The following is a 13,066-nucleotide window of genomic DNA, read 5'->3' on the forward strand; positions in this document are numbered from 1 at the left end:
GCATGTCTGATTTTCTTGTTAAATGTAAGGATCTGGGATAGAAAAAAAAGAGATGAATGGACAAAAATAAAAAATGTGGAAGGGATGTGGCATATGCGCATCCCGGTTTTTACCTTGTCATGTTGCTTTGAGCGCTGCCAGTAGTGTTCTGCTGTATTTGTGGCAAGTGAGCGCCAAGTTCTTCCAGTTTTTCTGGACTTAATATCATGCCGTTAATCGGAGTCGGACCAAAGTGGTTGTCTATCTTGCCGGGGTTGACCCATATTGACATGATGTTGTTTTGGAAGTGAAGGTATCCAGGTACATTTTCTGTGGTGCCTTTTTCAGTAGTTACAGACATGGTGCCGTTGATGGCCGTGACATTGTTGCCCTGAAACAGCACTCCTGATTGTACGAAATTGTAGATGTGGTGAGTGTGGAACATTGTACCATTGGAAAGGAGCACCATGTCAACGGTGGCGTCGAAGCTTTTTACAGTTGGCTGCGTCTGGTTGTTTCCTCCAAATATCGGCTTATCCGTAACCAGTTTCCAGGAACCTGCCGAAAGCCACAGGGGTGCACCTGCGTTACTTATCTGCGTGCTTGCAATGATTCCTGATAGTGTAGAATTACCAGTTGTAGTTTGCTGTTGTGCGAAAGCAGCCGGCAGTAGCGATAATGTTGTTGTTGTCATGACAGCAGAAGCTGTTGTTGCAAGTACTGATGTAGTTACTGACAGCACTGCAGCAAAAAGAAGACTCTTTGCAGCTAGTCCGCGTGTCAGATTCATTTTGCAAAGATATCTCTCGTCTCCTAAAGATATACGCATTTAGAACTAGCTTCTCATTTATCCGACGTCTTTTTCTTTTCTGTAGAGTTTTCAGGTACAGCAAAATCAGTGCAGCATGTGGTGGCACATCATGCCAAGGTAGCCAACAAGGCTCACAAAGCTTCCCAGCATGAACAGGTGGACGCCAAACAAGAGGTTGTTCCTGCTTTTCTGGACGCGCTGTCTTGCAGTACTGTTAGTCGTAGGGACTTGCGCCATGTTCACATTATTAACGCAGAACATGCGGATAAAGTTTCTAGCCATCTTGGTGATGATGAGGGTGCATGTCGCCGGCGCGCTCTAGCGCCATCCTTATCTCGTCCAGCCGCCAGCCTATCTCGCTTGTGTTGTCCTGCGACAGGTCCGAGTCCCATTTTTCAAGCAGTATTTTCGAGATCTCTGCCGCGTGGTACAGCATACCCCAGTATGGGTGGTGCTCGGCCGTAGTGTAGGCAAGTTCCAGTATCTCGGCAAGGCCGGCAGACGCCTTTTTCAGCGCGTCAGATTTTTCCGTATAGACTTTGACGAGGCCGGCATCGCGGTCAATCCCGATCTTTGTCATTATTCCGTCCTTTTCGAGGTCGGAAAGCGCGGACTTGACCCGCTCTGCCACCTGCGAAACGTTCCGGTCTGGCTCCTCTGACATTTTATGTGTAGACTAGCATGTAACATGTTGTTATTTATTATTCTTGCAAGCCATTCCTGCATAGGCAAGCTCTTTTGAGCGTGCATAAACGCATAATTTGAGCACGGCCGTGCATAATTGCGCGTTTGCATGGCTGGCCGGATGCCGGCGAGATCATCATCATGTTGTATGCGGCTCGTAGTATGTACACATACACGTGGTCAAGCCTTAAAAGAAATACTTGTCAACGAGAAGGATTGCGTCAAGTTCAAGCAAAAGTCATGGATTGAAAAGCCTGGATGAAGAGAGAGAGAGAGAGAGATAAACGACATCCTGGGCATCAACGGGTTTGCTTGGCTGTTATACCAGTTTTGGTGTAGGAAGGATATGTCCACCCTAGTATCACGCAGGGCTTGATGGTGTATGTGTGCGTGTGGCTAAAAATTACCAAAATTAATTAAAGCCCGGCGTACACACGCAGATTACAAATAAATCAGCAATAACCGAGTTACTGGAACCATTTTACCAAGTCCTTAACTATTTCGCATCACATTATAGAGAGTAGTGGATTAGAGAGTGTCTGACACAATACTGAACTGGGAATCGATAATTCACAAGAACGCAAGGACAAGCGACAGGGGCGACGCCGGGAACGTAATCGAGATAGAGGAAGACACGATAACCATTGAAAGAGGGCCAACCGCCGAGTACGTAATCCCAAAGTCAAAGGTCGAAGGGTTTAACGGCGCAGAAGTCGCCTTGGATGTCACGCTCAAGGAGCTTGGCCAGTACAGAAGGAAGTAAAAAGAGAGAAAGAACCTTCAAACAGAAATACAATATTCGGCGTATAATAATGCAGGGGCGGTCTGTACGCCGAATATGCCTTCTTTTTCCAATCTATAACGCACATATACACACGTTTTATCGATTTTTCAGTCGCCAAAAAGCCTCTGGTGCTCTTCTAGCATGCAGCGGTTGTACACCACCTTGATGCCCTTTTCCTTGGCGAGTTTTTCTGCCTGCTCGTTGTAGATTCCAAGTTGCATCCACACCACCTTGATGCCGGCCTTTTTCACGGCATCCATCACCACGGGCAGGACGTCGTCTGACGGCCTGAAAACATCGACGATGTCGATTTGATCTGGAACGCTTGAAACGTTCGGATACGATTTTCTGCCCATTATCTCTGGCGCCGTCGGGTTGACAGGTATCACGTTGTAGCCCTGCTCTATCAGGTATTTTGGGACATAGTTTGCCGGCTTGCCGTCGGCCTTGGACATGCCCACTACCGCGATGTTTTTCAGCTTGTAGAATTCCCGGATTTCCGCGTCAGAGCACGAGTCGGTGTTCACAACGTGATTTTCGTCCAGATGTTATTTAAACGCAGTCAAGACATCTTGATCCTGATTCCCACAACGACAACTGCCGCCAGACTAGACGCAAGGACGACAGGCGCCAGAGGAAATTCTGGAATAGTCTGCTGCCTGTTTGTCGTCTTTAAAGCTGTACCTGACTGTGGCGTTTCCAGTTGCGCTGTGCAGCATGTTGTTGGGGCTGTTGGCCTGCTTTGCAGCATTGAATAATTCATTGCCGGATGGATCTGACGAATTTGCGATTATGATATTGTAATTAACATCTTTGAGCGGCTTTATGCTGTCGGGCGCAAAGCAGGAAGGAGTTCATAGATAAGGAGTAAAAATAGTATCCCCTTGTTGAGCACAAAAACCTGACATGCTGTCGTAAACTGTAAAGCTTGGTAGATGGTATAATTTGCCAGCTCCGAGAATGAGCATCGGCAAGATAAGCTAATCATTCGCTGTTGAAATGTCCTATGAAAAGCTAAAGTGAGTCTTACTTGTATATATTATCTCGGGAACAATGCGCCAGCACGCTAGCAGACTATCTAAAAGACTGGTGTTCACAGCCACAAAGGCAGTGGCTTTGCTGGCAGTGTTGACGGCCGCCGTCTTGTCTCCCTTTGTGTACCAGAGTGGGACTGATAGTGCAATGGCTATTGGCGCTGAAGATAATGATGGAATGGTACTAGATCAACAAGCAGCTAGTGGAAAAACACATTTCTTAAATCATCCTAGTCCTGATGCGCCTGACGGATATTCTCTGTTGACCCTTAACACAATGGACACGAATGGCACTTCTATCAGAATTGGCAATGTAACTGTGGCGGATATAAGTGAAAAGTCATCTGAAAATAGTGAGCCACAGAATAGGAATAGTGATACTGTTGATAACGAATCCTCCGTGTTATCCAACAATAATAGCAACAACAACCACCCTCTCACTCCAAAGACATTCCTTCTAAAGGACAATCACCGTTACGACATCACCGTACCAGATCACTGGATTTACAATGGTACGTACTACATGTTTGACCATTGGCTTGGAATAGGCAAGAATGATGAAGTTATTGATGATGATGCTAAAGGTAATGGTTCGGGTTCCACTACCACGTTAAACACACTTGCGGGCAGTAATAATACTACTCTTACTGCTGTCTACCAAGCTGTTCCTATAACGGGAGAGCATTTCTCAGACAAGATCTATCATCAGTTCCTTACAAATAACACTGTGATTACACTAAGCGAGGGAGAATATTGTTGTGTCCCCAATGGCCCTGTACAAATTGAAAAGATATACCCCGACCATGTGGCGCTTAAAGTGTTTGGGTTTAACATAGTCAGGATCATTACTGAGAACGCGACATTGCATGTCGGTGAGAATATCACTGCTGGCTGTGGGGATTCGTGGGTTAACCTGAGGCTCTTAAAGATAAATGATAATGACAATACTGCGACATTCTACAAGATTTATACCGTGACTGGTTGTCCCGTTTGAACATAGATTAAACATTTGATGATAGTCAGAGTATCTTCACGGGGAAAAGAAGAAAAGGGCGTTTTTCCCTTCCCCTCTTCCTCCTTAAGACTTTGTCCTATCTGAATATATATCGAAGTTTGCGGCGTTTGTTCCATTAATATTCCTACTATCTGTCCAGACAGTGTATGCTTCTCTAACAGTGGAAGTTGCTATGCCGTGGTAGTCATCGAGAAACCACGTGTTTCCGGATGTTTGTTTATTTGCACTGTCTACGGAGCTTATCTGCTGGTTGAACCATCCTTCTTGTGACGAGCGGCTTACAAAACTATCGTTGTAGCAGTAATAGTCGTAGGGTCTGTACAGTATGTTATTGGCATCGTTTCTTCTATCATAGGCTGTAATGTGTATAACATTTCTTACTTTAGACGCTACTATGGCAGGCTCCCATTGATCGCGATTCAGTGTATCCTTAATTGGTTGAGAGAAGCTGCAGCAAGTGCTAGCAGTTGCCTTATCATCGATTGGTTGTTTTTTGGATAATTTTCCGGCCAATGAAGAATTACCGCACAATCGGATTTTGAAAAGACTCGGATTGGTAGTGGTATTTAGGAGCCTATCATTCCCGGCAACTTTATCGGCGCGCGGTACGCCTGCACTATTTTGATGTCATGATCCGCAGTCACCGTCACAAAAGTCAGTTGCGTTCCTTCCGGCGGCGACACCGTCGTCTTGTGTCCCGGCGCCATCGTGCCGACAAATTCCGTCGAGTTGCCGCCATAGTTTACCATGACGTTTGTAAGGGGCATCCTGCCCGTGTTTGAAAGGACCACGCGGGCGTTTGTGAAAATCGACTGCTCGTCCTTTAGCGCGTCAACGCTCAGCGAATAGTCCTGTGTGGGCAGCTGCGATGCGTACATGGCGACCACCGCGGCGACTATGATGCCGCCTGCAATCGCGACTACAAAAGCGATCCGCATCTACAACAGATTATCTGCGCTTTTCAATATTTAAGAGCGTCGTCATTATTCGCCCTTTATCTGGGCACGGGTCTTGAACACCGGCTTTATCCCAAGAGGCGCATAGTTGCCGGTCGAGCACGTAAAGCACAGCTCTTCTTCCGGCATTCCAATTGCACTTGCAAGGTTTGAAGTGTCGTTGTACGCGACATAATCTGCGCCAATCACCCTTGCGACCTTGCCTGCCACCTTTTCGTTTGCCTGCTCTTCTGCTCCGTGCTGGTACGCGATTAGTTCCTCCTGCGACGGAAAGTCGATGCCGGCGTAGCATGGGTAGCGTATGGGCGGGTACGTGACTACGAGGCTTATCCTCCTTGCGCCGGCAGAACGAAGCGTGCTTATTATTGACGCAGAGCTGGTCCCCCGCACGATGCTGTCGTCCACCACCACGACGTGCTTGCCCTCGATGACCTCCCGTATCGGGATTATGCCCTTGTTTATCTCGACCCTGTCCGTCTGGTATGGCTCGATGAAACTGCGCATCGAGCCCTTCTTGCTGTACCTGTCCTTCAGCAGGCCCTCCTCAAACGGCAGGCAGGATTCAAGCGCGTAGCCAAGCGCCGCGGGCCTTGCAGAATCAGGCACTGGCACGACTACGTCGGCATCCTGTATCGGGAATTTCTTGGCAAGGAACTGGCCTATCTTTTTTCTTGCCGAATAGACGTTTATCCCCTCCATGATGCTTGACGGGTGCGCAAAGTACGTGTATTCAAACGCGCAGTGGGCGTGCGGCTTTTCAGTCGCAAACTGCTGCGACTCGACCCCCGCCTTGCCCATCTTGACCAGTTCCCCGGGCTCGACGTCGCGGACAAGCTGCGCCCCGACTGCGGCAAGGGCGCACGATTCTGACGCCACCATGTAGGTGCTGGTTTCCTTGTGGAAGCCAAGGACAAGCGGGCGGAACCCCCGCGTGTCCCGCGCCGCATACACTGAACCTTCGTCGGTGAGAAAAGTAAAGCAGAACGAGCCGACCATCTCGCTTTTCAGGATGGACATCGCAGACGCCATGTCGTCTTTTTCGGCAATGTGCATCACAAGGCGCTGGGCCGCTACAAGCGTGTCGCTCATGGTCTGCGGCGTGAACGTGCAGCCGCCCACCATGCCTGAAAGCTGCTCCACGTTTGCAATCGTGCCGTTGTGGGCTATGCACAGGTCCTTGACCTTGAGGGGCTGGGCGTTTTCCAGATTGCTCTTGCCAAAAGTGGAATAGCGCACGTGGCCGATGGCTGCGCTTGACTTGTACTTGCGCACAATCGTCTGGAAATCAGGCGCGGCCTGCGATACAAGGCCAAGCCTCTTGAACGGAGGCTTGTTTGGAATGGCAATGCCCCACGCCTCCTGGCCGCGGTGCTGGAGCGCGCGCAGCATGTCGACGGCAAACGGTATGACGTTGTGTCCGGCAAGCGAAAAGATGCCTACTACGCCGCAGTTTTCATGTACCAATGTTGTTTTTTATCCCCCAAGCACAAGCGGCCGAGCAAGTCATGCCCATGACCGGCAGTAGATAAACGCCATGCGTTAAAAAACGTATCTTGCTTTCTCTCCTCATCATCCCATTATCTTTCCAAGCGAGTCAAAGGCGCCTTGCAGTTTTGATAATGGTAACGATATCTTGGCCCTCTTGCCCTGCACAAACTCTGCCTTGCCGCGTACAGACTTGCCAATCTGGGCAAACTTGACCCCCTCTGACTGCAGCAGCCTGGCAACTTGCTCCGGCTTGGTCGTCCCGACAAGGTAGCGCGAGTGCGACTCTGAGAACAGCAGGTCGTCAAGCCTTGTGCAGGTGCTTGGGACAGAATCCAGCTGCACACGAAATCCAGTGTTTCCTGCAACTGCCATCTCGGCAAGTGCCACCGCAATGCCTCCCTTGCTGCAGTCGTGGGCGCACGACGCAAGGCCGCTTCTTATCAGCTTTAGCACGGCAGAGCCGTTTGTCCTGTCGGTCGCAAGGTCGACTGTCGGAAGCTGGCCTCCTGTTATCCCGTGCACGTATTCATAGTATTCCGAGCCACCCATCTCCGGGCGCGTCTGGCCAACCACAAATATCGACTGGCCTGTGCCAAGCGCAGACTTGGTTATCCATTTTTCATCGTCGATGAGGCCAAGCGTGCCCATGACAGGCGACGGCTTGATCGGGCCCTTGGCAGTCTCGTTGTAAAAGCTGACCTTGCCTCCGACCACCGGAATCTCCATAAAGTTGCAATAGTCGACGATGGCGCTTACCGCCTGCGAAAATGTCCAGAATATCTCTGGGTCTTCCGGGCTTCCAAACTGCAAATGGTCGACCACGCCTGCAGGCTCGGCGCCGGTGCAGATGACGTTTCGGCACCCTTCTGACAGGCAGCCAAGCGTCCCCTGGTACGGGTCAAGGTAGCAGTGCTTTGAGTTGCCGTCCAGCTTTACTGCGGCAAACTTTCCGTTGTCAAGGCGCATGACGGCCGCGTCGGCCGCGCCCGGCTTGGCTACGGTGCGCACGCCCACCTCATGATCGTATTGCTGGTAGACCCACCTCTTGCTTGCTATTGTCGGGTTTGAGAGGAGCGCAAGCAGCGTCTTACCCAAGTTTGCAGGCATTTTTGGGGTCCGCACCTTTTTCAGCCGGTCCAGGTACGCCGGTCTGCTTGCCGCCCTGTCTGCAGGCGGCGCGTGCGCGACAAGGCTTGAGGGCATGTTTGCGACCACGGAATCGTTGTACGTGATTACAAGGTCCTGGTGCCCCTCTGCCTTGCCAAGTACAGAATACCGGATCTCGTACTTGTCAAGTATTGACTGCAATTTTGGCAGTTTTTGCGCGTCGGTGACGTATAGCATACGCTCCTGCGACTCGGATATCATCAGTTCTGCCGGCGTCATTCCGACTTCCCTTGCGTTGACCTTTGACAGCTCGACCTTAAAGCCCCGGCCAAGGTTGTCAGATGTTTCCGACAGGCAGCACGAAAGCCCGCCTCCGCCAAGGTCCTTTATCGCCTTGACGCACCCCTGCTGCACCGCCTCCATCGTCGCCTCCAGCAGCAGTTTTTCAAGGAACGGGTCTGGTATCTGCACCGCCGAGCGGTTCTCAGCCTCCAAGGCGCGTGACGCAAACGACGCGCCGTGTATCCCGTCCCTGCCGGTGGAGCCCCCTGCAAGGACGATGTAATCGCCGACTTCGGCGCGGTTTGAAATGACGTCTTCTTTTTTGCCGTGGCCTATCGACGCGACGTCGACAAGACAGTAATCCTCAAACGACTGGTCAAACTCTATTTCGCCTCCGACCGTCGGGATGCCGATGCAGTTGCCATAGTCTGCAATGCCCTTGACCACGTTTTTGAAAAGCCACTTTGATTTTGCCGTTGTTGCCGACTTTTTGCCATTGCTGCAGTCGATTGGCGCAAAGCGCAGAGCGTCGAGCACCGCTATCGGGCGCGTGCCCATCGACATGATGTCGCGGATAACCCCTCCGACTCCTGTTGCGGCGCCTCCAAAGGGCTCTACTGCCGACGGGTGGTTGTGGCTTTCAATGTGCACCGTGAGAACATAGCCATCGCCGACGTCAAGCACGCCGGCGTCATAGCCGGGGCCGACAAGGACGCGCTTGCCCCTAGTCGGGAGAAGGCGGAGGAATTTCTTGGACGACTTGTACGAGCAATGCTCCGACCACTCGGCTCCGACAATGTCCTGCTCGACTTCGTTTGCCTTTCTCTTTAGCTTGCCCTCAAGATAGGCCAGTTCTTGTTCTGTCAGGACGCCCATGCCTTCTCTCTCACGCAACCGCCTTTTGCTCTTTTTCAAGATAGCTGGCAAGCGACCGGAAAACCGTGATCGCGTCGTTTGCGCCCGTGGCAGAAAGCAGGCTTTCGCTTGCCCGCTCTGGGTGGGGCATCATGCCCATGACGTTTCCCTGCTCGTTGCATATTGCTGCTATCAGGTCAGTCGAGCCGTTGGGGTCGTCGTTTGAATACTGCAAGACAACCTGGTTCTTTTTCCTCAGCTCTTTTAGGATTGCCGAGTCGGCCACGTAGCGCCCCTCGCCGTGCGCGACCGGTATGTCAAACACCTGCCTTTTTGCAAACTGGCCGGTAAAAGGCGTCCTGTTGTTTTCCACCTTGACCTTTGTCCACCGGCAGACAAAACGGAGAGAGTCGTTCATCATTAGCGCGCCCGGCAGCAGCCCAGATTCAACGAGTATCTGAAAGCCGTTGCATATCCCAAGCACGGGCATACCGTCCTTTGCCATCCTCTTTACCTCCTGCACGATTGGGCTGTGCGCGGCGATGATCCCGGCGCGCAGCCGGTCGCCAAACGCAAAGCCGCCGGGAATGACCATGGCGTCATAGCCGGATATGCGGTCCTTTGTGTGCCAGATAAAGTCGGCCTGAATCCCGACAACCTTGTTCAGGACGTGGTGGACGTCGCGGTCGCAGTTGCTACCGGGGAAAACGGCAATGCCGATCTTCATTCTTTTATTCTTTAAAAAAGAATCGTCGGTGCTCGTATTAATATCTTGAGGGGAGTTCCGGAAAAGAGACTGTAATGCCACTACGGCAAGGATTAAATTTTCAGCCTTCCAAGGTAGCTCTTGTGGTAGCCGGCGTAGTCCGCGACATCATGACAAAAGAGATAGTCACAATCGACGCCGACAGGAGCGCCCTTGAAGCGGCAAAACTGATGACCGAAAAGGGCATAAGCTCGGTTTTCATCGTCAACAGGGACGGAAACCCGATTGGAATCGTGAGCGAGCGTGACTTTATCAAGAAGATCTGCGCCAAAGAGCTTGTCATATCGCAGGTCAAAGTCGGCGACATCATGTCAAAAATCCTGACCACCGCAGGGCCGGAGACGGCCATCGAAGTCGCCGTCCAGCGCATGGTAAACCACAAAATTCGTAGACTGCCCATAATGGAGGGAAACAAAGTAGTCGGCATCATCACGGTCACGGACCTAGCCAAGCACCTGCGCACGACGCTATTGCTTGAAGGCGCGCTGCGCGACACTGAAAGCATCGACGACGTCATTGCGACTATGGGCCACGACGAAAAGCACTAGCTAGTCGGCCTTTTGCGCCTTTATGGTGCAGTTGCTGACAACGGGGTTGAATATGCGCAGCTCCTCGCAGAGCTTTTGCACGGTCTTTTCAGCCTCTTTTTCCGAGCCGGCGTTCACCGTCATCTTTAGCATCTTGGCGGACCTGACAGCCTTGACGTCGGAATAGCCGCCCTTGACAACAAGGTCGCGGTGGATGGTCTCGCCTTCTGGGTCGTTGATGTAGGGCTTGTTCTCTATGATGACCTGCACCAGGAATTTACCGTTGCTAGCTCGCGCCATCGGTTGCCTGTAATGCCGGCGGTAATTTAAATACTCTCAAGCATCCTTGACTGGACGCAAAAGCTTTATGAAATTTGGAGCCGCACCAGTCATGGTTGAGACATGGACATTTTTGACGGCATTGCAACAAAACTTGACGTACGGCAATACAGCCCGCAAAACGTTTCTTCGGAAATAAAGCAGAGCGTCCTTGAAGCCGCGCGGCTGACAGGGACCGGCCTTAACACCCAGCACTGGCGGTTTATCCTAGTTGAAGGCAAGGACCGCCTTGCAACTCTTGCAGAGGACAGCACAAGCGGGGGATGGGTGGCAGGTGCCAATTTCGCAGTCATTGTCCTGACAAACCCTGACTACAAGTTCCACATGATAGACGCTGGAAGAGTATTGCAGAACATGCAGCTTGCGGCATGGAACCACGGCGTAGCGTCAGGGATTTTCACGGGGGTAAAAGAGGAAAAACTGCGCAAGGATTTTGCAATCCCAAAAGAGCTGAACATCACGCTCATTGCAGGATTTGGGTACCCTGCAAAGAAACTGGCAGGCAAGAAAAGCCGCGTGCCTCTGAACGAGCTTGTGTATTATGGAAAATACGGCAATGCCGCTGCCTGATTTTTAGCAAATCATCGAGCAAAGCCGCAGCGAAACTATTAATTATGTTCTGAAATTGCCCTAACGTAAGCAGTGGTCACGTAGCTCAGCCTGGCAGAGCGGCTGACTTGTAATCAGCAGGTCGTGGGTCCAAATCCCACCGTGACCTTCCCTATCATGCTTCCCGCCAAATCGCCTTTGTCTTTGCCAGCGTGACAAACCCCACCAGGTACGCGACCTGCACTGCAAATCCAAGTCCAAGCGACCAGTCTGCAGGCGTCGGCAGGCCCATGATGTCTTGAAACATTATCGACGCGTGCGTTGTCGGCACCGCGTACGACAGGTAGCGCAGGCTGTCGCTTGGCAGGTTCGTGACTGGGTAGAATATCGGAGGCAGGACAGCAAGGACGACGTTTACAAACGATATCACCTGCGTTGCGTTGCGCATGTGCAGCATGTGCGACGACAAAAAGAAGCCCATCGCAGACATGGAGCTCCACAGGAGCACTATTGTCGCTATCAAGAGCGGTATCGCTGTCAGCGGTGCGCCAAAGTACACGACGAGCGCGGCAAGTACTGTCAGCGCCGGCAGGCCAAACAGCAGTTCAGAGAGCGCAAGGCCCATCATGTACGTCAGGGGCGAAACGGGCGAGGCGACAAAGATGTCCTGTATCTTGTATTCTGTCTTGTAAAACGAGATGTCCTGCCCAAGCGCAAGGCCATATCCTACGAGGGCCATGACGAGGCTCCCTGCCACCGCATAATGCGTGTACTGGCCGTTGCTGACCACAAAGAGCACGAACAGGAGCGAGAACGGGCTTATTGCGGTAAAGACAAGCGACATCGGGTTTCTCTGCAGCCACAGTATGCCTGTCGAGTACGCAATCAGGCACGCCTGCCTGACAGGGAGCATGGCACTCATCCTTCTTCTTCTGCCTCCTTGCCGACAAGAAACACAAAGACGTCGTCAAGCGTGACTGGCGATACCGTAAACGGCAGGTTCCGCCGTATCGCAAGCTCTGACAGCTCCCGCACGGCAGACTCGAACGCAAACACACGCAGCATGCCGGCTCCCGTGTCCACCACCGACCCGTACGATTTCAGCGCGTTGCTGTCAAGCCCGTCCTTGGCAATGTCCACTCTCGTGTTGTGCGGTATGACCCTGCGAAGCTCCTGTATAGTCCCTTGCGCGATTATCGACCCGTTGTCCACGATTACGATATAGTCGGAAAGCATCTCTGCCTCGTCCATGTAGTGCGTCGTAAGAAGTATCGACCGGCCCTTTGCCTTCCAGTCCTTTATGGCGGACCAGACCTGCCTCCTTGAGACGGGGTCAAGGCCAATGGTCGGCTCGTCAAGGAACAAGAGCTGCGTGTCAACGGCCATTGCCATTGCCACCAGTATCTTTTGCTTCATGCCGCCGGACAGGTTCATGGCCGGCCTGTCCCGGGCGTCCCACAGCTCCAGCTTGCGCAAAAACTCCTCCGTCTTGTCCCTTGCAGACGCCTTGCCCTCGCCCCTTATCTGGAGCCAGTTGTAGACGTGGTCCCACGGCGTCAGTGCCCGCAATGGCCTGCCCTCCTGCGGGACGATGGATATGAGGTTTCGCACCTCCTTTGCCTGCTTTACCACGTCGTAGCCGAGCACCTTTATCGAGCCGGAGGTGGGCATGAGCTGCGTCGCGCACATCCTGACAAACGTGGTCTTGCCTGCGCCGTTCCGTCCAAGGAGCGTAAAGACCCTGCCCGACTCTACCTTCAGCGACACCTCAGAGAGCGCCGGGCGGCTGGAACCCTTGTACATCTTTGTTACGCACTCGGCCTCTATTGCAAGCACAAGGGGATGATACACGCTGCGGTAATGTCAAGTTTTTGACCCTAGAGGCGGACA

16 protein-coding genes and 1 tRNA gene are annotated in these 13,066 nt (G+C 52.1%); 5 read left to right on the forward strand and 12 right to left on the reverse strand.

The genetic code is table 11. From position 1 onward, the window contains the following. Window positions 1-109 precede the first annotated feature (109 nt). From NTE_RS08895 to NTE_RS17135, 3 genes are all read right to left on the reverse strand, one after another. On the reverse strand, window positions 110-769 hold the full coding sequence (locus NTE_RS08895; protein ID WP_148700695.1) for a hypothetical protein: 660 nt from the start codon (window positions 767-769) through the stop codon (window positions 110-112). A 105-nt stretch (window positions 770-874) separates the two neighbouring features. After that, a complete protein-coding gene (locus NTE_RS16585) occupies window positions 875-1,027 on the reverse strand; it encodes a hypothetical protein (protein WP_158385313.1) in 153 nt (50 codons plus the stop codon). A 37-nt stretch (window positions 1,028-1,064) separates the two neighbouring features. After that, window positions 1,065-1,454 (reverse strand): hypothetical protein, encoded by a 390-nt coding sequence (locus NTE_RS17135; protein ID WP_226986933.1) that lies wholly within the window; start codon window positions 1,452-1,454, stop codon window positions 1,065-1,067. Window positions 1,455-2,009: 555 nt separating this feature from the next. Between NTE_RS17135 and NTE_RS08905 the strand changes: the two genes are divergently transcribed. Beyond that, entirely contained in the window at window positions 2,010-2,237 is a 228-nt protein-coding gene (locus NTE_RS08905) for a hypothetical protein (RefSeq protein WP_148700696.1), read from the forward strand. Window positions 2,238-2,365: 128 nt separating this feature from the next. Here NTE_RS08905 and NTE_RS08910 read toward each other — a convergent pair whose 3' ends face one another. Further along, complete coding sequence (locus tag NTE_RS08910; RefSeq protein WP_148700697.1) at window positions 2,366-2,785, reverse strand: CoA-binding protein; 420 nt, start codon at window positions 2,783-2,785, stop codon at window positions 2,366-2,368. 655 nt (window positions 2,786-3,440) lie between these two features. Here NTE_RS08910 and NTE_RS08915 point away from each other — a divergent pair. After that, window positions 3,441-4,286, forward strand: coding sequence for a hypothetical protein (locus tag NTE_RS08915; RefSeq protein WP_226986934.1), 846 nt, complete (start codon window positions 3,441-3,443; stop codon window positions 4,284-4,286). A gap of 84 nt (window positions 4,287-4,370) precedes the next feature. On the opposite strand, the gene NTE_RS08920 is transcribed toward NTE_RS08915, so the two are convergent. From NTE_RS08920 to purQ, 5 genes are all read right to left on the reverse strand, one after another. Beyond that, window positions 4,371-4,820: a hypothetical protein gene (locus tag NTE_RS08920; protein ID WP_148700699.1), complete on the reverse strand. Its 450-nt coding sequence runs from the start codon at window positions 4,818-4,820 to the stop codon at window positions 4,371-4,373. A gap of 53 nt (window positions 4,821-4,873) precedes the next feature. Continuing rightward, window positions 4,874-5,245 (reverse strand): hypothetical protein, encoded by a 372-nt coding sequence (locus tag NTE_RS08925; RefSeq protein WP_148700700.1) that lies wholly within the window; start codon window positions 5,243-5,245, stop codon window positions 4,874-4,876. A 45-nt stretch (window positions 5,246-5,290) separates the two neighbouring features. Beyond that, on the reverse strand, window positions 5,291-6,727 hold the full coding sequence (gene purF, locus NTE_RS08930) for an amidophosphoribosyltransferase (RefSeq protein ID WP_148700701.1): 1,437 nt from the start codon (window positions 6,725-6,727) through the stop codon (window positions 5,291-5,293). Window positions 6,728-6,832: 105 nt separating this feature from the next. Next, the gene (gene purL, locus NTE_RS08935; protein WP_226986935.1) at window positions 6,833-9,034 is read right to left on the reverse strand and encodes a phosphoribosylformylglycinamidine synthase subunit PurL; all 2,202 of its coding nucleotides are present in this window, start codon (window positions 9,032-9,034) and stop codon (window positions 6,833-6,835) included. Further along, on the reverse strand, window positions 9,027-9,722 hold the full coding sequence (gene purQ / locus NTE_RS08940) for a phosphoribosylformylglycinamidine synthase subunit PurQ (RefSeq protein WP_148700702.1): 696 nt from the start codon (window positions 9,720-9,722) through the stop codon (window positions 9,027-9,029). Before purQ ends, purL begins: the two co-directional genes overlap by 8 nt. A 122-nt stretch (window positions 9,723-9,844) precedes the next feature. On the opposite strand from purQ, the gene NTE_RS08945 reads away from it, so the two are divergent. Further along, window positions 9,845-10,309, forward strand: a complete 465-nt coding sequence (locus NTE_RS08945) for a CBS domain-containing protein (protein WP_158385315.1) — start codon at window positions 9,845-9,847, stop codon at window positions 10,307-10,309. On the opposite strand, the gene purS is transcribed toward NTE_RS08945, so the two are convergent. After that, window positions 10,310-10,588, reverse strand: a complete 279-nt coding sequence (gene purS / locus NTE_RS08950) for a phosphoribosylformylglycinamidine synthase subunit PurS (RefSeq protein ID WP_148700704.1) — start codon at window positions 10,586-10,588, stop codon at window positions 10,310-10,312. It lies immediately after the preceding gene. 102 nt (window positions 10,589-10,690) lie between these two features. Here purS and NTE_RS08955 point away from each other — a divergent pair, with 102 nt between their 5' ends. Beyond that, entirely contained in the window at window positions 10,691-11,197 is a 507-nt protein-coding gene (locus NTE_RS08955; protein WP_148700705.1) for a nitroreductase family protein, read from the forward strand. A 74-nt stretch (window positions 11,198-11,271) separates the two neighbouring features. After that, window positions 11,272-11,345, forward strand: a tRNA-Thr gene (locus NTE_RS08960). 6 nt (window positions 11,346-11,351) lie between these two features. On the opposite strand, the gene NTE_RS08965 is transcribed toward NTE_RS08960, so the two are convergent. Continuing rightward, window positions 11,352-12,098: an ABC transporter permease gene (locus tag NTE_RS08965; RefSeq protein ID WP_148700706.1), complete on the reverse strand. Its 747-nt coding sequence runs from the start codon at window positions 12,096-12,098 to the stop codon at window positions 11,352-11,354. Continuing rightward, the gene (locus tag NTE_RS08970) at window positions 12,095-13,012 is read right to left on the reverse strand and encodes an ABC transporter ATP-binding protein (RefSeq protein ID WP_148700707.1); all 918 of its coding nucleotides are present in this window, start codon (window positions 13,010-13,012) and stop codon (window positions 12,095-12,097) included. The genes NTE_RS08965 and NTE_RS08970 overlap by 4 nt, the downstream gene beginning before the upstream one ends. Window positions 13,013-13,066 lie beyond the last annotated feature (54 nt).

This window comes from Candidatus Nitrososphaera evergladensis SR1, assembly GCF_000730285.1.
Classification (GTDB): domain Archaea; phylum Thermoproteota; class Nitrososphaeria; order Nitrososphaerales; family Nitrososphaeraceae; genus Nitrososphaera; species Nitrososphaera evergladensis.